We start from the raw sequence: 18438 nt of genomic DNA, 5'->3' as shown, positions 1-18438 counted from the left end.
TTAAAATCCCCCTTTAAATTTAATCTACATTAACTATCATACCCAGGATTTGTAGCCTGTCAATTATGTTGTACGCAAATCAATTTACCGACGGTGGTAAGTGCGGTGGTGATTCGTCCGGTAGTGGTAAGTCCGGTGACTACTGGTCGAACTAAAATCCGTTTCGGCCTTCCGATTCCGGTAGTGTTGGTAGGTCTTATACGCCCCATAGGCGCCCAAAATCGCCCCGACCGAGCTAGTTTGCCGGTGCCCACCGCTATAGTAGGACGCATTCGCCGGTGCGGGCACGTTCATCGTGTGGTCGACCTTGGAACGACCGGTCGCATAATCAAATTTGACCCCCGGTTGCACGTTAAATAGGTAGACGTTGAAGTTTAACTTTCGATCAGTCGATAACGCCTGCAGGTGAATCCCCCGCGCCATCAAATCATTTCCCCGAAAAATTGGTTGGGCCTGGTAGATGACCTTGCGGTGGTCCTTTAAGGCGTTTCGGACTAACGTTTCATAAATCGTCTGTAGCTTTTGGTTACTGAAGGCCGATTGGGTAAAGAGGTTCTTCAAATTATTCTGATCACCGGTCTTTAAGCCTGCCTGGTAGTCCCCATCGGTATTGATGCCACCGGATAGACTATAGGCAATCAAATGCCCCCGGTTAATGATGGCTTCATTATTAATGAACTTTTGGTGCCACCCGGTCGGATACACCGTCTGGCGACTCCGTAGCGAACTGCTAGCCACGTTTCTAGATTCCAGGTAGGCGGTATTCGCTGCTGAAGTCCGGTTCTTAGCATCCAAAGCTGCGTATTGAATCTGGTTTTGCTTCCAATCCGCTGGATTCAAGGTGCTCTTATTGCCATTGACTTCGATCACGGCTTGGCGGCCGACCTGATAGTCCAGGTGTGGCAATTGACTAGCGGTAATTTCCCGCCCACTACTTTGCTCCGACCGGCTGGTTTGCTGCTGATTACTTTGACACCCGACTAGCGTTACAGCCAGCATCGTGGTAATCAAAAACGCTAATAATTTCTTCATTGCAATGCTCCTATTCAATGTCGTCTAAGCCGTTCATAGCTTCCATCTCAATCAACTGGGTCCGCATTGCGACCCCGCCGCGTAAATCCTGCCCCAGATTTTCGGGACAAAAAACGCGGTGGACCGGAATGATCATCGTCAGTGGTGATTCACGCAGGGCCCGTTCGACGGTCTCCTTCTTAACCCCGGCCTGGGCGGCAACCGATTGGACGGTCTCGATCGATCCATATGGAATCTGATAAATGACCCGCCAGACTTTCCGCAATGCAGAATTACCAGCCGCTGCAATGTCAATCGGGAGGCGTAATTGTTTTTGATCGCCCAGAATGTAGTTTTCAAACGTTTCCACGTACCGATTCGTTACCGCTGGTTGTTTCCGAAATTCGAACTGCGCATGCGGATAGAAGTCGTATACTTGCGACAAATTTTGATTGGGGTCTGAAATAAAATTCAACCCATTATTATTTACGGTAAAATACAATTTTTGATTGCTCAATTGAATTGTATCCCAATATAATTTTTCCATTTCGACGCCCCTAGATTTCTTATAGGAATATTTTAACATATTGTGGAAAAATACAAAATTCGCTCGCCAACTAAAAAAGGACCACCCACCGGTAGTCCTTCATTATTGAATTAAACTTTAATCGACGTTTTGATGGTTGGTCTCTTCCCCGAAGAACCACACCATTGCGCCGGCAAAGGCTGAAATAATTCCCATCAGAATGAAGATGATCATTGGTGAAGCAATCATCAATAGCCAGGTGACAACGATTGGCATTGCCACCGTACAGAGCTTGGAAATTCCGTTCGCAATTCCCACACATCTGAAACGCACGTTAGTGGTAAATAGTTCTGAGACGTATACGGCAACCACGCTCGCCATTAGGACGTAGAGACTAAAGTTTAATGCGAACCCGATGATTTCAACTCCGGTAATGGTGGTTTGTTGCGCATAGATCATCCCCAAAATCGCGGAAACAAAGAACGCTGGCACGATGACCTTCTTCCGACCGATTTTGTCGATCATAAACGACCCGAACGCACATCCGATCGGTGCCCCCATCAACATGATGGCAGAAGCGAATAGTGAACTATGCACATCAATGCCGCGCTTGACCAATAGGGTTGGGACCCAGGAAGTAAACGTGTATTGACAAATGATGACTGCAGACACCGCAATCGTTGCGATTACCAAGTTGACCCACATAGCGTGGTGCTTAAAGTTATCCTTTGCTTGCGTATTTGCTTGTGATGCAGCGGGTTGAACGTTCATTTGGGCAATTACCGCTTTTGCTTCTGCTTCCTTCCCGTGGTTGATCAACCAGCGTGGTGATTCGGGAATGTCACGCCGCAAGAACCAGATGAAGACGGCAAGAATCCCGATCACGATGAACATGACCCGCCAGCCGAAGACCGGAATGATGAAACTAGAAATCATGATCGTTACCGGAGCACCGAGGTTAGCGACCGTTGAAACGATGGCACACCACTTGCCACGGCTGTGGACGGGCGCGAACTCGTTGACCATTGAATAACCGGTCACGATTTCAGAACCCAGCCCGATACTTGCGATCAAGCGGCAAATAATCAGCATGTCGACGTTGACCGAAAAGGCGCCTAAGAAGGTGAAAAATCCGAACAACAAGAGGTTGATTTGGTAGGCCGTTTTGCGCCCCCGCAAATCGCCGATGATTCCCGCTAGGATCGAGCCGATGAACAGCCCTAAGAACCCACTTGAGAGGAAGAATGCATTATGTTGGGCGTCCGACCAGTGGGTGTTGACGATCGAACTAGAAATGGCGCTAGCTAAGTATACGTCGACGGCGTCTAGAAACATCCCGCCGGCAACGAGTGCGACAATCTTGTAAAATAATTTGGATTCATGTGCCCGGTTGACTTGATCCATCAAAGTTGCTTTATCAGTACTAATATCCATATTGATACCCCAATTCTTAAAATAGTTTTTCAACAAAAAAACGCCCCCTTCAAACCATTTCGAATGGAAATGATTTGAAAAGGACGTCGCCGACGCGTTACCACCTTTATTCACCGGTGCCTCACGACCACCGGCCTTAACAGGTCCTTAGTCGCTTTCGCCACTAAAGACCCGGATCAAATAAAGGTGATCAGACCTGGCCGCCTCGAAAAGCAGCCACCGCTAACAAATCCCTTTTGCAACTAAGCTGGGGTGCCATCACACCGACCTGGCACTCGCTGAGCCCACCTTCAGCTGCTACTAATGATTTATTACTGTATGTAATTAACTGGCTTTGTTGATTTATAAGTATTATATCGCAAACATTAATAATTTCAATAGTTAAATTAGAAAAAGTGATATTAATTTCAAACGGGATTAAAAAAACCAATGGAAGCCCCCATTGGTCGAAGTGATTGTAATGTAATTATGGTCTAGAATAACCAACTGCGTTCCACCATGGCGATGCCACGGCTTCGACGATCACGCCACGGTTTTGGGCGTTGATCATCTTACCGTTCCCGATGTAGAGGCCGACGTGTGAAATGCTGCGCTTACTGCTGCCGAAGTAGACTAAGTCCCCCTTTTGCCGGTTGGCTTTGGATACCTTTTGGGTGGTGTTGTATTGCGCTTGAGCAGTCCGGGCAATCTTTTGGTCGCCCCCATTGCGGTAAACGTACTGGGTAAATCCAGAACAATCGAACCGACTAGGCCCGGTCGCACCATATGAATATGGCGTGCCTAATTTAGCCTTAGCCACTTTATAAATCTGGTCGTAATTCTCGCTTTGGCCGTCAGTATCAGCATGAACGGTCCGGGCGCCGGACAATGAATCAGTAACGATCGTTAAGGTAACAATGGTCGCAATTGCTAATAGGTAGTGGGTCAAATGCTTAATCATGGTGTAATGTAAATTCCCTTCCGTGGTTTAAGTATTATTGGTCGATTTCTTTAATTAATAAGTTCATTATAAAGAATCAATACTACAGGTAGAATGCATGAATGTATCAGTTTGGTTAAAAAAGATTACACGAAGTGACTAATTTTGTAATAATTAATTTGAAGATAGTAAAATTAAATCGATTCGATTATAATAAATATGTACAATAAAATTTTAAGTGAGAAGTGAAGTTCATTGAATCTATTTTCATATCATTACTTAACCCAAAACTTCAGCAACCTCACGCTATGGCTATCCTTAATCGCTGGAGCGTTCGTGGTCGCATTTATCGTCTTGGGCGTTTTATACTTACGAAACCGGACCAATTTGAAGTATCGTGACTTCTTCATCGTCTTGTGTTTCCTAGCGATCCTCTTCGTTAGTTTGCAATTCAGTAATTTCATGTCCGCTCAGTCTAGTTCTAGTCAGTCCGGACAAACGGCGACGATGTTGAAAAACATCAGTAAGCAAAAGCACGTCCCGCTTTCGCAAATGTATGCTAATTCGACCCAGTTGCAAAACGGGATGACGATCAAAGCCGGTAAGCAATACTACCAAGTCGACTTCAATAACGACCAAAGTGGGTATAGCTTGACCCCAACTAACCTGGTGTATAATAAGCCGAACTACGTGGTCGCCAACCACTTTAACTTTAACTTCATGAATAATATCTACGTGGTATTAGGGATGAAGCTATTGATTGGGTTCATCATGTTAGTCATTCAAATCAACCTCTCCGGTAAGGGGAACTTGATGCCGTCGAATGCGATCGACCAACTCCAAAACTACGTGCTTGGGGGTATCATTGGTGGGATGATTTACAATGATGCAATCACGATTCTACAGTTCTTCATCGTGTTGTTGATCTGGTCATTGATCATCTTCGGTAGTAAGCTGCTCGTTCGCCAGTCCGACTTCTTCAAACGGATGTTGACCGGGAACCCGCAAAAGATCATTACGAATGGAAACATCATCGTTGATAATGCACTTAAAAACGGAATGACCGGTTCCGATTTAGCCTTTAAGTTACGGCTAGAAAATATCGGAAGCTTCCAAGATGTGAAGAGCGCGATTCTCGAACAAAACGGTCAGATGACGATTACGACCTACGGGAGCGAATCAATTAGATACCCATTGATTACCGATGGCAAGGTCGATGAATCAGTGCTCGATCGAATTGGTAAGGATGAAAAGTGGGTCGAAGAGCAAGTTAATAAGCAAAACCTCTCCGTTTCACAAGTTTATCTAGGCCAATTAATCAATGGTAAGTTAGTGTTAGTCCCATACCCACAACACCAACACCGTTCGGTCAAGAGTTTTATTCAAGATACTACTAATAAAATCAAATAATGAATTCAATTAAAAAATGCTTCACTGGTAAATTACCAGTGAAGCATTTTTTAGTATCAACTCGGCTTACTTAGCGTAAATTAAACTGCTAATCACGGCCCCCATCTTCTTGATGCCGGATTCAATTTCAGCGACCGAACGGTTTGAGAAGTTCATCCGCATCGTGTTAGTCTCTGGATTGTCCGGGAAAAATGGTGCCCCGGGAACGAAGGCAACGTTATTTTTAATACATTCAGCGAATAGTTGGTCAATATCGGGATTACCCGGTAACTTGACCCATAGGAACATTCCACCCTCAGGGTGCGTTAATTCAGTCCCCGCTGGGAAGTACTTTTCAATCGCTGCATGCATGGTCTCACCACGGTCACGGTAGTTACTAGTAATGTGGTCAATGTGTTTTTGCATGTCATTATCCTGCATGTATTGAGCAATGATCGCCTGGGTCAAATTATCAGAGTGCACGTCCTCAAATTGCTTAAGTAACGTCAACTTGGTAATTAATTCACTTGCGGCGCTGATCCAGCCGAGTCGTAATCCGGGAGCCAAAATCTTGGAGAAGGTCCCGGTGTAAAGAACGCGGCCGTTTGAATCCAACGACTTAATCGGTGCAATCGGGTCCCCTGCATACCGGATAGCTCCGTACGGGTCATCTTCGATGATCAAGAAGTCGTATTGCTCAGCTAGCGCTACCAGCCGTTGCCGACGGGCTAATGACATCGAATTCCCAGTCGGATTTTGGAAATTGGGCACCACGTAGACCAACTTGGTGTTCGGGTGGCGCTTTAAAGTGGCTTCTAATTCGTCCATCTTCATCCCATCGGCATCCATGTCGACCCCGACCGTTTCGGCACCATAGGTCTTAAAGACGTCTAATGCACTCAGGTAGGTCGGCTTTTCACTGATTACCACATCCCCCGGATTGACCATCATTTCAGCAATCAAATCCAGGCCCTGTTGGGAACCAGTGGTGATTAACAGGTCATCGGGAGCATCATTTAACCCACGGGTTTGCATGTACTGGCTAATCAACTGACGAAGCTGTAAGTTTCCCTGCGCGAGACTGTATTGAAGGACGGTTTGACCGGCTTCATCAAACACCCGATTCGCGGCCGCTTGAATTTCCGCTACCGGGAATAGTTCGGGCGCGGGTAGGCCCCCTGCAAACGAGACAATGCTCGGCTTGCTAGCCACGGTCAAAATCTCCCCAAAGGGATTGTCATTCGTTAACGGAACTCTGCTTGAAAAATTATACTTGGTCATATTGACGCCTCCTAAATTGAATCAATTTCATGTTAGTTAGAATTATATTACATTTCTTCAAGCATTGCTAACTTTTTGCCAAAAAAAATCCAGAATATTTTCATATCCTGGATTGATCAATCATTTATGAGTAATTAGAAGTGCTTATTTAAAAACGCGGAACCGTTCGGAATCTTCCATGAATTCCTTGTCACCAGCTGGAGCTTCGATTGAACCAAAGTCCATTTGAGCCCGTAAACGCCAGTTCTTTGGAATATCAAATTCCTTTGCGATATCAGCATCGATTAGTGGGTTATAGTGTTGTAAGTTCGCACCCAATCCGTTTTCTGCTAAGGCAGTCCAAACGGCGTATTGAGCATTTCCCTGGGCTTGTTCTGACCAGTCATAGAAGTTTTCCTTGTAAGCTGGGAATTGTTCTTCTAGGCCGTGAACCACGTCGGTATCAGTGAACCATAGTAACGTTCCGAATGCATTCTTGAAGCCATCGATCTTTGGCTTCGTGTTCTTTTCGAATGCTTCGTCATTGTTCATGACCTTCTTTAAATTATCAGCCACGATATCCCATACCTTGTCTTGGGCCTTGCCAAAGGCAAATACAACCCGGGTCGTTTGACTGTTAAATGCGGATGGTGTGTTCTTGATTACTGATTCCAAAAATGGCACTAATTCTTCTGGGGTTTGGTTAACGTTCCGCCCTAATGAGTAAATCGTGCGCCGTTGCTTTTCTAAGTTTAAAAATTCGTCTTTCATGAATAAATTCCTCCCTGGGGGTAATGATTTAATAGAACCATCATAACACATATGCTTACTTTTTGTTAGTCAAATGCTCAAAAAGTTAAAAAAGAATGCAAAAGCTTCATTCTGGACTATAATTGAGGCGTGATTCTAACTTAAGAAGGTATGGGACTATGTATTACTACTTATTTTTATTTTTAGCAATCATTGGTGAAATGATTGGCACTAACTTACTAAAGGCCTCAATGGGATTTACCCGCTGGCTCCCAGCACTGGGATCAATCATCTCGTTTACGCTTTGTTTTTACTTCCTATCAATTGCGATGGTCAAAATTCCGTTAAACATTGCGTACGCCACCTGGAGCGGAGTGGGATTAATCCTGGCCACCGCAGTTTCGGTGCTGATCTGGAAGGATCAAATTACATTAATGACCATTTTGGGGTTAACGTTGATCATTGCCGGGGTGGTCATTTTGAACCTCTTTGAGCCCAAATAAAAAGCTTTGTTACGACCGGTGGTCGCAGCAAAGCTTTGCTTATACATAAAAGTAAATCGAAAAATACATCAAGGTGGTGCCCGCCAATACGAAGAGGTGCCAAATCACGTGGCCGAACGGAATCGCTCGAAAACTATAGATCACCGCCCCGAAGGTAAAGGTAATCCCCCCGGCTAACAGGAGCAAAAAGCCGCTCCAGCCCAGGCCGATAATTAACCGGTGCACCCCCAGGATGCAAAACCAGCCCATCACCACGTAAATTATGGTCGAGGCGATTTTAAACTTCCCCATCCATAGCGATTTGTAAACGATCCCAATAATCGCCATTAGCCAAATCACGGTAATGATCAACCAACCCAGCTTTCCACCAATCGTCACTAATGAATATGGCAGATAGGTCCCGGCAATCAATAGGTAGATGGCCGAGTGGTCAAAAATTTGGAATAAATGCTCCGCCTTTGTAAAGTACAGACTGTGAAACAACGTCGATGCCAGGTAGAAAAGCACCAACAGGATTCCATAAATCACAAAGGTCGTAATGCGCATCCCGCCACCCTCATGGACTCCATGAATGATTAGTACGATGGCAGCGGCAATGCTTAACCCCACCCCAATTCCATGGGTAATGGCGCTTAAGATCTCATTAACTAGTAAATATTTTTGATTGTTTAAAAATGCGGGTAACTTCTCCATTCCTAAACCCCTCTAACTAATTATTAAAAGCATCTTTATTATACCCGAAAACACAAAAAAGGAACCATGTTTTTAATTTCAACATGGTTCCTTAATCTTTTAAGCTTAATTTTAATACCAGTTATGGGTCAACCAGTGGCGCTTAGCGTTTGACCAAGTCCCGTAACGACTCTTCACGTAGTTATCGGCAACCTTTTCTTGATTGGCAGCGGAGTAATTCCCATGTAATAAACCAATTCCTAATTGGTACTTACCGTAATATCTACCATTACTTGCAGTGTATGAATTTTTGGATTCGCGCCATGCGATCCACTTTTTAGCAGCAGCGTCACTCTTTGATAAGTTAGAAGTAGCTGCATTTGCAGTCGGTTCTGATGCTTCATTACTAGCGATAAATGCTCCGGTCATTGATACGGTAGCTAAGAAAGTAAAAACTAATTTTTTTAACATATGGGAAATTGTTCCTCCTTGAAAGATTGGTTATGTATTGGTTGATTCGATATTTAATACTCTACACGACCAATCTTACATGAGCATTATCAAAATATTACAGCTTAATTACATGATATTACGAACTTGAAATATCAAACCTTGATATTTTAAATTATTATGGTATAGTTAGTTACATAAGTAATTAACTAAAGGAGAAGTGAAATGGCAATGTTAAAAGTGACCAACCTTAATAAAAAATATGGTCAAAAACAAGTTCTGCATAACGTTAGCTTTGAAATTCCAGCAGGGAAGATTTTAGGATTAATCGGCCCCAATGGAGCTGGGAAGTCGACGATCATGAAAACAATCGTTGGCTTGACCAACTACTCACATGGGTCGATTTCAATCAACAACCAACCGCTCAATCGCCACCATCGAAAGGCATTAAAAAACGTGGGCACGATGATTGAGACCCCGGCACTCTACGATAACCTAAGTGGTTTAGACCATCTGCACCTCTATAATGAGGGGGTAACGACCGCTGCTGAAATAAAGCAGATTATGGAAGATACCCAGATTGAAAAGTTCGCTAAGCGCAAGGCCAAAAAATATTCATTAGGAATGCGGCAACGACTGGGCATTGCAATCACGTTGCTGAACCATCCCAAGCTTTTGATCCTAGATGAACCGATGAACGGTTTGGATCCCCAATCGACCCATGACCTGCGTGACCTGCTATTAAAGCTAGCTAGTCGTGGAATTAGCATCTTAATTTCCAGCCACCTACTCGATGAACTAGCGCGGATTGCCGACTCATACGTTGTAATTAACCACGGGCGCGTGGTGAAACAAGCCCCCGCTGCTGAATTTTTGAATAGTGACCACCAGTTAATTAAGATTGAGACCGCAGATGCACAGCAAGCCCTTACCGCATTGCAAGCTTCCGGATTAGACGCCCATATTAACGATAAGTTGGTTGAATTAAACAACACCGCTGGGGCCTTAAACGCAGCAATGGTAGCATTAGTAAGTGCGAACGTGACCATTTTAAACGTCCAGGTGGCTAGTGCAGACCTAGAAGAATCACTGTTGAAGCTATTAACCGCTGATAATCAAAAGGAGGAAATCAAGTAATGCTGACACTATTAAGACAGGAAGCCTACAAAGCCATTAAGGGAAGGTCATTATGGGTCTCATTGGTGATCCTATTCGTTTTTCAACTCCTGATGGCAGTGGGCACCAAGCAATTCCACATCATGACGGGCAGTGATTTTATCACCAGCGCCGGACAGTCAATTGAAATTTTGGAAATCATCATGGTCGTGATTGCTAGTACGATTATCACCAATGAATTTGTTAATAAAACGATCAAAAACCTACTATCCCGCCAGTATTCCAGACTGCAGGTCTTCATTAGTAAGTTAGTCACCCTCATTTGGATCTACGTCGGCATCGTAATTTTCAACTACCTATTTACGCTAATCCTTAAGGTCATCTTCTTCAATTCGACCCCGGTCAGCGCAAAGATGATTCACGAAACGACCCACATTGCGATCGGACAATCAATCTACGTGTTCTTGATTGCCGCCTTCGTGATTTTGATCAGTAACATCGCAAAGAGTTCCGGTGGTTCAATTGGAATCGGGGTGGCATCGATCCTAGCGACCCAACTACTGGGCAGCGTGCTTTCGATTTTAATCCACAAGTACGAATGGGTGAAGTACAATCCATTTAACTTTTTCCTAGTTCAACAACAATATAACTTTGCCCCCTACCATAAGCTGACCGGCTTAAGCTTAAATGCAATCACCGCCGGGGCAGCAATTTATGGAGTCATCTTCTTAATCATTGCATATGTAATTTTTAACCGCCGCAATATCTAATTCACCCATAGCTTAAACCATTTCGTAATAATGGTTTAAGCTTTTTCATTGCCGTCCTATCACTATTGACTACCATTAAAAAAGTGATAAACTCTAAATAATATCTTAGATTTTACCAGGATCAGGAGGTCCGTTTTTGTGTTTAATGCAATTAAAGAAACGTTTGCCAAAAAGGGCAAGCTCTCACTCATCTTCGGTGCGATCCTAGCACTGTACATCATTGTTGTTGCTATCTGGGGGGCCTTTGGGAACCTCATCAACGCCGAAAACTTTTTTGAATCATTAGGGACCGCGAACGTGGTAATCGGACTGTTAATGATGATCCTAGCTAGCCTTTCCTTTGGTAGCCACGATACCCGTGAATTCCTAGCCAGTTTAATTGATAAGGGCCATCGTAAGATCGATGTCTTCTTCAGCCAATGCATCTTCTTGGTGTGTTCATACGTCTTCTTCATGCTAATTAGCGTGATCCTAGTTATTTTAATGCAACTAATCGTCTTTGGCGGGCAGGATATGCATTCATTCAAGCAGTTCAACATCGTGGTTTACGGAAATGCAATCCACATGTTCATTATGAGCACGATGATTATGTTTTTAATGGTCCTCTGCCGCGGGATTAAGAGTCGCATGGGCGCAATCGCCACTGGCATCGGCCTTAATTACGTCGGACTAGGAATTGCCTGGATCGGGTTTCTCTTCGTTTACCACCACCGGTTCTTAAAGTGGGAACCATTTAACTTCTTGATGGTCGAAAACCAGTTAATTAAGCCAATTAACCATACCTTGACCAAGTTATACCGGCCAGAAGCGATTACAGGAAGTTTAATCTACGGAGTTATCTTCACAGTTTTGGCATTATGTCTCTTTTTATACATGAAACCGCTAAAACGTTAAATCTTTCTATATTTTCTGGTATAATTAGTATGATGTTCTAATATAATTATGCTAGGAGGGATTATTATGAATTTTAGTATTGATTTGGATCGACAGCTATGTTTCCAAGTTTCGCGGACCCATCAGTTATACAATAAACTATACCAAAAGCCACTAAAGAAATTTAACCTTACTTACGTTCAGTATATTACTTTGCTGACTCTTTGGAAAAAAGATGGTGTTACCGTCAATACCCTTAGTAAAGAATTGGACTTGACCAATGGGACCTTGACCCCGCTCTTAAAACGGTTGGAAAAAGGTGGTTGGATTACCCGTGAACGTGATAAAGAGGATGAACGTCGCTTGATCGTCTCACTTACCCCCCACGGTAAAGAACTCCAAGGCGAAATTACTAACTGTACTGAAATGTGTCTAAACCAAATGGGTTACACCCCTGAAGAGTTTAATGCAGCACTCAAGAATATTCAAAATATTCAAGAACGCCTTAATACCGCCATCGAAAAACAAGATGACTAGGAAAGTCGCCTTCCCAGGTGGCTTTTTTATTTGCGTTTGCACATGTGATTTTACGAACATTTAAATTAATCTATTTAAATTTATTCGTTTTTAGGCTAAAATGGAAGCTGTTGGGTTCAATTACATTGGCTTGACTTAGGAATGGTTCATCTTGTAAGATACCATTACGTTTTTCTAAATTTTTTAAGAAGGTGTTAATGTGTCAGAAAAAAACGAAGAACTAGAACGTAAGTTAGCTCCTCGTCATATGCAAATGATCGCCCTTGGTGGAACCATCGGGGTCGGATTATTCATGGGGTCATCATCCACGATTCATTGGACCGGTCCCTCCGTGTTGTTAGACTACGCCCTTGCCGGTGTCTTTTTATACTTAATCATGCGGGCATTGGGGGAAATGCTTTACGTCCATCCAGTTACCGGGGCGTTTTCGCAATTTGCCACCCTATATATGCATCCCGTTTTCGGATACTTAACCGCTTGGAGTAACATCTTCCAGTGGGTCCTCGTTGGAATGAGTGAAGTGATCGCCATTGGAACCTATTGTCATTTCTGGTTCCCCGGATTACCCGGGTGGGTTCCCGGCATCATTGCCATCGTCGCGTTAGCCCTCGCCAACCTCTTCTCCGTAAAATCATTTGGAGAACTGGAATACTGGTTCGCCTTAATCAAGGTGGTCACAATCGTCTTAATGATCGTTGCCGGGCTAGGCGTGATCATCTTTGGGTTCGGCCACGGTGGCCATCCGGTCGGCATCAGTAACCTATGGAAAGATGGTTTCTTCACCGGGGGTGTGAAGGGCTTCCTATTCGCCCTTGCAATCGTCCTCGGTTCGTACCAAGGGGTCGAATTGATCGGGGTCACGGCTGGTGAAGCTGACAACCCTAAGAAGTCAATCGTTGAAGCGATTCAATCCACGATCGGCCGGATTTTAATCTTTTACATCGGGGCCATCTTCGTAATCGTTTCAATCTACCCATGGGATAAGATTGGGACCATCGGTTCCCCATTCGTGCTTACCTTCTCCAAGTTAGGGATTACCGCTGCGGCTGGAATCATTAATTTCGTGGTGTTAACGGCTGCGCTTTCCGGTTCGAACTCCGCAATCTACAGTTCCAGTCGGATGACCTACCTGCTTTCTAAGGAGGGCAAGTTACCAAAGAAGTTCCTCGAATTGACCAAGAGCGGCGTGCCGTTGTACACGGTGCTCGCCGTTTCCGGTGGAATCTTCATCGGGGTAATTCTAAACGTGGTCCTACCATTCTTTATTAAGAACGCTGGGGACATCTTCGTGTTAGTTTACAGTTCCAGTATCTTACCTGGAATGGTCCCATGGTTCGTCATTTTAGTTAGTGAGATGCGGTTTAGAAAGCTGCACCCAGAAGAACTAGAAAACCACCCCTTCCAGATGCCATGGTCACCATACACTAATTACATCACCCTCTTCGTCTTATTCGTGACCTTAATCTTCATGGTCGTTAATAACGATACCCGGGTCCCCGTAATTATCGGGGCCGTGTTCCTCGCCATCATGACGATTATCTACTTTGTTAAGTATAATCGGACTGACATAGAAGAACGCCGGAAGAATCAGGGTAAGGAAATTTTTGATAAATAAGCTTAACATCAGGACGGTACCGAAGTGATTCGGGGCCGTTTTTAATTACCTTTATTTGACAAATGAACAGTTGTTCAGTAATATTGAACCGTTGACTTAAATTTGAGGAAGTGTTTAATATGGCAGAGAAACCAAAAAACTTACAACGGGGGTTGGCACCCCGCCACATGCAAATGATTGCATTGGGCGGGACCATCGGGGTCGGCCTATTCATGGGTTCGTCTTCAACGATTGGTTGGACCGGCCCGTCCGTTTTGATCGACTACGCCATTGCCGGAATTTTTCTATACTTAATTATGCGGTCGCTCGGGGAAATGTTATACGTCCATCCCGTGACCGGATCGTTCGCCCAGTTCGCGAACCAGTACATGCACCCAGTCTTTGGGTACTTAACGGCGTGGAGTAATATTTTTCAATACATCGTGGTTGGAATGAGTGAAGTGATTGCGATCGGGACCTACTGTAAATTCTGGTGGTCAGGCCTGCCGGGATGGATTCCAGGATTAGTCGCAGTCGTTTCACTAGCAATTGCTAATCTGATTTCAGTCAAGGCGTTCGGGGAACTTGAATACTGGTTCGCCATGATCAAGGTGGTCACGATCGTCTTGATGATTATCGCTGGATTGGGTGTGATTATCTTTGGGTTTGGCCATGATATGCATCCAGTCGGGATTAGTAACATTTGGAAGTACGGATTCTTTACCGGTGGCGTCAAGGGCTTCTTCTTCGCCCTGGCCATCGTGCTCGGATCGTATCAGGGAATCGAATTAATCGGGGTGACCGCTGGGGAAGCTGAAAACCCGAAGAAGTCATTAATCGAAGCGATTCAATCCACGATTGGTCGGATCCTAATCTTTTATATCGGGGCAATCTTCGTAATTCTCAGTATCTATCCATGGGATAAGATTGGTGAAATTGGTTCCCCATTTGTGGAAACCTTCGCTAAGCTGGGAATTACCGCTGCGGCTGGAATCATTAACTTTGTGGTCCTAACGGCCGCCCTTTCTGGTTCGAACTCCGGAATTTACAGTGCCAGCCGGATGACGTTGTTACTGGCAGAAGACCACAAGCTCCCTAAGCGGTTCTTAAGAATTAATCGTCATGGAGTGCCGTTCTATGCGGTCGGGGCGATTTCCTTTGGGATTTTCATCGGGGTCGTCTTAAACTTCGTGCTGCCCCTGTTCTTCAAGAACGCTGGCGAAATCTTCGTAATGGTTTATAGTTCCAGTGTGCTTCCCGGAATGGTACCATGGTTCGTAATTTTGATCAGCCAAATTCGGTTCCGGAAGTTGCATCCCGAAGAAATGAAGGGCCATCCATTTAAGATGCCCCTATCACCATATACGAATTACATCACGATTTTCTTCTTGATCTTGACGTTGATCTTTATGTTCTTTAACGACGCAACGCGGGTTCCATTGATTATCGGGGTCATCTTCCTTGCCGTTATGACCATCATCTACTTTGTAAAATACAACCAAAGTGATGTGGAAAAGGCCAAAAAAGGTTCCGATGACATGTATTAATCAATTATGATGCTAATTAAAAACGATTGTTACTCGAAGTAGAGTAGCAATCGTTTTTTTAGTATTTTCGCACTTCCGGGACCCGCCATTTAATAATGACGAGGTTAATGATCATCGTCGCAGCGGCAAAGTAAAAGACCCCGCTGTAACCAAAGAAATTGGAGATGACCCCACCAACGATGGCCCCAATGACCGAACCAATCGCCTGGGCCCCCTGGTTTAAGCTAAATGCCATCCCGGTCATGGTCGGGGGCGTTCCCTTGGCAAAGAGGGTTTGAATCGATGGGAAGACCCCCGCATTCCCGATCCCGTTTATGAACCGAAAGATGCCCAACATGGTAACGCTAGTCGCGAACCCCTGTGGGAAGTAGGCAATGATGACAATGATAAAGCCAATCGTTAACGCCTTAGAAGCCCCGTGGCGATCACCGTAGCGCCCCATTATGGGGGAGCTTAACACCATTGCCATCCCGGGCAACGCGGTAATTAACCCCGCCACGATTGCAATTGGCCCGTGGCCACCTAATAACTGTTTAACATAGAGCGTAATAATCGGAAAGACTGCGTTCAACCCGCTTTGGACGATTACCGACGTTAATAGCATGTACAACACGAAGTGCGGATTCGGAAAGTTCCGGAATAAATGCCAGCCAGTCTCATCAGCATCCGGATCCGGTTGATAATCCTCCGTGACCATTAATAAGGCCATTAGGAAAAATGAAAATAGTAGTATGCCAGTCACAAAAAAGGAGACCCGAATCGAAATGAAACTCACTAAAATCCCGCCAAAGATGGGGCCCAGTAAAAAGCCACTGGTGTAGCCGGTCGAAAGGATGCTGAGGGCCGATTGGACCCGGTCGCGTGGGGTTTCAGTCGCCACCAGGGCAATACAGTTGGGGATGACCCCGTCAAAAAAGCCCTGTAAAAACCGCAGGCCAATGAACTGCCAGACGTTGGTCACACAGCCCATCAGGGCAATTGAAATTGCTGAACCCAATGCAGTCTGTAAAATCATTCGCTTGCGGCCGTGACGGTCAGCAAATTTCCCCCAAAACGGTGCGGTGAGCGCCACGACCAAAAACGATGCGGCGTAAACGATCCCACTTAAAATCGATAGTTGTCCGGACGTAAAGGTGCCCAAATCACTAATGTATAGCGACATGAATGGAATCACTTCATTGAACGCCACCCCCGTGATGAAGGTCCCAAATAAAAGGACCCACAGATTTTTCCGCCAGTTCCGATTTGACTCTGTCATTATCAATTCCTCCTTATTATTAATTTGCGTTAAAAAAGGAATGCTCCTCGCAACGGACGGCATTCCTATTTATTATTTTAATTCAGTCAGTTCTTTTTCATACCCATCGACCATCACCAACGACCCGACATCTTGGTGGTTCTCAAACTTGCGATGCAGGCGGGCAATGAATAATTCGACGTAGTAGCCGACCGACATTTCACGGTGGAAATGCCTTTGGGCTTCTTCGCGAATCGTTGCAAATTCACCCAGGTAATCAGCGATCATGTGTTCCAAGTATTGATCGTATGGTTCCTGTGCATCATAGGTATCCGAGTCAGCATGGTAGGATTCGTATGGCGCAACGTAAATCCCCTGATTTTCAGATTTGTATTGACTGCGGTACAACAAGTCGGCTAACTGCTTCGTCGGTAGGTCGACTGCTGGCTGGGCCATGACCGCCTGATCTAACCCGCCATCAGCTAGTTCGACAATTCTTAAATTTTTAGCCATCCTGATCTTCCTTTCTAACGTTTTGGCTGGTCGCCCTACCTGCGTTCCAACGCAGTTCGGGAACCCGCCACAGGATTAATACTAACACAAATAATAACATCAGCGTATTAAAGATGAAGACCCCACTGTAATCAAAGAGGTTTGAAATGACCCCACCGATCATCGAACCAATTACGGCCCCCAGTGCCTGGGCAGCCTGATTCAAACTAAAGACCATCCCCGTCATATTACTAGGCGTTTCCTTGGCTAACATCGTTTGAATCGTGGGGTACACTGCCGCATTCGCAGCCCCGACCAGGAAGCGGAGAATCCCAAGCGTTACCACACTCGTGGTGAAGGCCTGGGGGAAGTACAGGATTCCAGAGAACACGATCCCCAGAATCAAGACCCGTTGCGTCCCGTGGGTATCCCCAATGCGGCCCCAAATCGAGGAGGTCAAAAACATGGAAATTCCGGGGAGTGAAGCAATCAATCCGGCAACGATCGTGACCGGGCCGCGATCATGCATCAATTGCTTGACCAATAAACTAATGATCGGGTAAATGGAAAATAACCCGGCTTGGATGATTACGGTCGCAGAAAGCATCCAAATAACAAACCGGGGCTTCGGAAAACCACGTAATAAATGAATATCAAACAGTGGTGTTTTGGCCCGTTCCGGATCCGGCTTGAAAGTTTCCTTGACGAAGAACCAGGTAATCAAAAATGACACCAGTAAAAAGCCGGCGGTAATCAAGAACGTGATCCGAATCGTAAAGATGCGGGCTAAAATGCCCCCTAAAATCGGGCCAATTAGATTGCCCCCGACATATCCGGTCGTAATGATCCCCATGGCATAGCCGGCGTGTTCCTTGGGGGTCTCAGTCGCCACTAAGGCGGTCGAATTCGGAATCACCCCGGCAAAGAAGCCTTGCAACACCCGTAGCAAGACTAGCTGCCACACGTTAGTCACTAAGCCCATTAGTCCCAACGTGATTGCAGACCCCAGGGCCGTTTGGAGTACCATTCGTTTCCGCCCGTGCCGATCTGCGAACCGACCCCAAATCGGCGCGGTCAGCATCACCACCACGTAGGATGCTGAGTAGACCAATCCACTTAGCATCGATAGTTCACCCTTGGAATAATGCCCCAGGTAGCCAACGTAAAGTGACAGGAACGGGATGACCTCACTAAATCCCATCCCATCAATAAAGGTCCCAAACCATAGGACCCATAAGTTCCGTTTCCAAGCATTGTTTTGCGTCATCTAATGGATGTCCCCTTTTTTATTAAGAATGATGATGTAATTTATTATAGCACTCGAACAAATTCGGGCAACCGCTAGCCACCAAAAAAAA

19 protein-coding genes and 1 pseudogene are annotated in these 18438 nt (G+C 45.2%); 8 read left to right on the top strand and 12 right to left on the bottom strand.

Translation table 11 applies throughout. The annotated features are described in order from the left end of the window. Positions 1 to 282: 282 nt before the first annotated feature. The 5 genes and pseudogenes from MOO44_RS04460 to MOO44_RS04440 all read right to left on the bottom strand — a co-directional run. Positions 283 to 999, bottom strand: a pseudogene (locus MOO44_RS04460) (DNA/RNA non-specific endonuclease); the annotation flags it as partial. Between the two features lie 43 nt (positions 1000 to 1042). Beyond that, on the bottom strand, positions 1043 to 1558 hold the full coding sequence (locus MOO44_RS04455; protein WP_260117213.1) for an MGMT family protein: 516 nt from the start codon (positions 1556 to 1558) through the stop codon (positions 1043 to 1045). 117 nt (positions 1559 to 1675) lie between these two features. After that, on the bottom strand, positions 1676 to 2971 hold the full coding sequence (locus MOO44_RS04450) for an MFS transporter (RefSeq protein ID WP_260117212.1): 1296 nt from the start codon (positions 2969 to 2971) through the stop codon (positions 1676 to 1678). 190 nt (positions 2972 to 3161) lie between these two features. Beyond that, complete coding sequence (locus MOO44_RS04445; protein WP_260117211.1) at positions 3162 to 3401, bottom strand: hypothetical protein; 240 nt, start codon at positions 3399 to 3401, stop codon at positions 3162 to 3164. Between the two features lie 36 nt (positions 3402 to 3437). Continuing rightward, positions 3438 to 3911, bottom strand: a complete 474-nt coding sequence (locus MOO44_RS04440; protein WP_260117210.1) for a C40 family peptidase — start codon at positions 3909 to 3911, stop codon at positions 3438 to 3440. 234 nt (positions 3912 to 4145) lie between these two features. Here MOO44_RS04440 and MOO44_RS04435 point away from each other — a divergent pair, with 234 nt between their 5' ends. Further along, positions 4146 to 5300 carry a DUF3290 family protein gene (locus MOO44_RS04435; protein WP_260117209.1) on the top strand — a complete coding sequence of 385 codons (1155 nt, stop codon included), beginning with the start codon at positions 4146 to 4148 and terminating at the stop codon, positions 5298 to 5300. A gap of 66 nt (positions 5301 to 5366) precedes the next feature. Here the strand turns inward: MOO44_RS04435 and MOO44_RS04430 are convergent, their stop codons facing one another. Next, positions 5367 to 6560: an aminotransferase-like domain-containing protein gene (locus MOO44_RS04430; protein ID WP_260117208.1), complete on the bottom strand. Its 1194-nt coding sequence runs from the start codon at positions 6558 to 6560 to the stop codon at positions 5367 to 5369. A gap of 144 nt (positions 6561 to 6704) precedes the next feature. Continuing rightward, positions 6705 to 7310: a nitroreductase family protein gene (locus tag MOO44_RS04425; RefSeq protein WP_260117207.1), complete on the bottom strand. Its 606-nt coding sequence runs from the start codon at positions 7308 to 7310 to the stop codon at positions 6705 to 6707. Positions 7311 to 7468: 158 nt separating this feature from the next. Here MOO44_RS04425 and MOO44_RS04420 point away from each other — a divergent pair, with 158 nt between their 5' ends. Then, positions 7469 to 7792, top strand: a complete 324-nt coding sequence (locus MOO44_RS04420; RefSeq protein ID WP_260117206.1) for a DMT family transporter — start codon at positions 7469 to 7471, stop codon at positions 7790 to 7792. A 39-nt stretch (positions 7793 to 7831) separates the two neighbouring features. On the opposite strand, the gene trhA is transcribed toward MOO44_RS04420, so the two are convergent. Further along, positions 7832 to 8485 (bottom strand): PAQR family membrane homeostasis protein TrhA, encoded by a 654-nt coding sequence (gene trhA / locus MOO44_RS04415; RefSeq protein ID WP_260117205.1) that lies wholly within the window; start codon positions 8483 to 8485, stop codon positions 7832 to 7834. Positions 8486 to 8596: 111 nt separating this feature from the next. Further along, a complete protein-coding gene (locus MOO44_RS04410; RefSeq protein ID WP_260117204.1) occupies positions 8597 to 8935 on the bottom strand; it encodes an aggregation-promoting factor C-terminal-like domain-containing protein in 339 nt (112 codons plus the stop codon). Positions 8936 to 9139: 204 nt separating this feature from the next. On the opposite strand from MOO44_RS04410, the gene MOO44_RS04405 reads away from it, so the two are divergent. The 6 genes from MOO44_RS04405 to MOO44_RS04380 all read left to right on the top strand — a co-directional run bounded on the left by MOO44_RS04405 (position 9140) and on the right by MOO44_RS04380 (position 15351). Next, positions 9140 to 10051, top strand: coding sequence for an ABC transporter ATP-binding protein (locus MOO44_RS04405; protein WP_260117203.1), 912 nt, complete (start codon positions 9140 to 9142; stop codon positions 10049 to 10051). Then, on the top strand, positions 10051 to 10800 hold the full coding sequence (locus tag MOO44_RS04400) for an ABC transporter permease (protein WP_260117202.1): 750 nt from the start codon (positions 10051 to 10053) through the stop codon (positions 10798 to 10800). Before MOO44_RS04405 ends, MOO44_RS04400 begins: the two co-directional genes overlap by 1 nt. Positions 10801 to 10938: 138 nt before the next feature. Continuing rightward, on the top strand, positions 10939 to 11694 hold the full coding sequence (locus MOO44_RS04395; RefSeq protein ID WP_260117201.1) for a hypothetical protein: 756 nt from the start codon (positions 10939 to 10941) through the stop codon (positions 11692 to 11694). 66 nt (positions 11695 to 11760) lie between these two features. Continuing rightward, the gene (locus MOO44_RS04390; RefSeq protein ID WP_260117200.1) at positions 11761 to 12210 is read left to right on the top strand and encodes a MarR family winged helix-turn-helix transcriptional regulator; all 450 of its coding nucleotides are present in this window, start codon (positions 11761 to 11763) and stop codon (positions 12208 to 12210) included. Between the two features lie 247 nt (positions 12211 to 12457). Further along, complete coding sequence (locus tag MOO44_RS04385) at positions 12458 to 13825, top strand: amino acid permease (RefSeq protein WP_260117300.1); 1368 nt, start codon at positions 12458 to 12460, stop codon at positions 13823 to 13825. Positions 13826 to 13944: 119 nt separating this feature from the next. Next, entirely contained in the window at positions 13945 to 15351 is a 1407-nt protein-coding gene (locus tag MOO44_RS04380) for an amino acid permease (protein ID WP_260117199.1), read from the top strand. A gap of 58 nt (positions 15352 to 15409) precedes the next feature. On the opposite strand, the gene MOO44_RS04375 is transcribed toward MOO44_RS04380, so the two are convergent. The 3 genes from MOO44_RS04375 to MOO44_RS04365 form a co-directional block, all read right to left on the bottom strand. Then, positions 15410 to 16609 (bottom strand): MFS transporter, encoded by a 1200-nt coding sequence (locus tag MOO44_RS04375; protein WP_260117198.1) that lies wholly within the window; start codon positions 16607 to 16609, stop codon positions 15410 to 15412. Between the two features lie 72 nt (positions 16610 to 16681). Next, a complete protein-coding gene (locus MOO44_RS04370; protein ID WP_260117197.1) occupies positions 16682 to 17101 on the bottom strand; it encodes a hypothetical protein in 420 nt (139 codons plus the stop codon). Then, positions 17094 to 18347, bottom strand: a complete 1254-nt coding sequence (locus tag MOO44_RS04365) for an MFS transporter (RefSeq protein WP_260117196.1) — start codon at positions 18345 to 18347, stop codon at positions 17094 to 17096. The genes MOO44_RS04370 and MOO44_RS04365 overlap by 8 nt, the downstream gene beginning before the upstream one ends. Positions 18348 to 18438: the final 91 nt, after the last annotated feature.

It is taken from the genome of Nicoliella spurrieriana (genome assembly GCF_023380205.1).
GTDB classification, from domain to species: domain Bacteria; phylum Bacillota; class Bacilli; order Lactobacillales; family Lactobacillaceae; genus Nicoliella; species Nicoliella spurrieriana.
This window is presented reverse-complemented; position numbering and strand designations above follow the sequence as displayed.

Coding starts and splice junctions, on each gene's coding strand:
- MOO44_RS04380 (WP_260117199.1), top strand. CDS start 13,945: ATGGCAGAGAAACCAAAAAACTTACAACGGGGGTTGGCACCCCGCCAC.
- MOO44_RS04440 (WP_260117210.1), bottom strand. CDS start 3,911: ATGATTAAGCATTTGACCCACTACCTATTAGCAATTGCGACCATTGTT.
- MOO44_RS04450 (WP_260117212.1), bottom strand. CDS start 2,971: ATGGATATTAGTACTGATAAAGCAACTTTGATGGATCAAGTCAACCGG.
- MOO44_RS04400 (WP_260117202.1), top strand. CDS start 10,051: ATGCTGACACTATTAAGACAGGAAGCCTACAAAGCCATTAAGGGAAGG.
- MOO44_RS04410 (WP_260117204.1), bottom strand. CDS start 8,935: ATGTTAAAAAAATTAGTTTTTACTTTCTTAGCTACCGTATCAATGACC.
- MOO44_RS04375 (WP_260117198.1), bottom strand. CDS start 16,609: ATGACAGAGTCAAATCGGAACTGGCGGAAAAATCTGTGGGTCCTTTTA.
- MOO44_RS04370 (WP_260117197.1), bottom strand. CDS start 17,101: ATGGCTAAAAATTTAAGAATTGTCGAACTAGCTGATGGCGGGTTAGAT.
- MOO44_RS04365 (WP_260117196.1), bottom strand. CDS start 18,347: ATGACGCAAAACAATGCTTGGAAACGGAACTTATGGGTCCTATGGTTT.
- trhA (WP_260117205.1), bottom strand. CDS start 8,485: ATGGAGAAGTTACCCGCATTTTTAAACAATCAAAAATATTTACTAGTT.
- MOO44_RS04425 (WP_260117207.1), bottom strand. CDS start 7,310: ATGAAAGACGAATTTTTAAACTTAGAAAAGCAACGGCGCACGATTTAC.
- MOO44_RS04390 (WP_260117200.1), top strand. CDS start 11,761: ATGAATTTTAGTATTGATTTGGATCGACAGCTATGTTTCCAAGTTTCG.
- MOO44_RS04385 (WP_260117300.1), top strand. CDS start 12,458: ATGCAAATGATCGCCCTTGGTGGAACCATCGGGGTCGGATTATTCATG.
- MOO44_RS04430 (WP_260117208.1), bottom strand. CDS start 6,560: ATGACCAAGTATAATTTTTCAAGCAGAGTTCCGTTAACGAATGACAAT.
- MOO44_RS04405 (WP_260117203.1), top strand. CDS start 9,140: ATGGCAATGTTAAAAGTGACCAACCTTAATAAAAAATATGGTCAAAAA.
- MOO44_RS04455 (WP_260117213.1), bottom strand. CDS start 1,558: ATGGAAAAATTATATTGGGATACAATTCAATTGAGCAATCAAAAATTG.
- MOO44_RS04420 (WP_260117206.1), top strand. CDS start 7,469: ATGTATTACTACTTATTTTTATTTTTAGCAATCATTGGTGAAATGATT.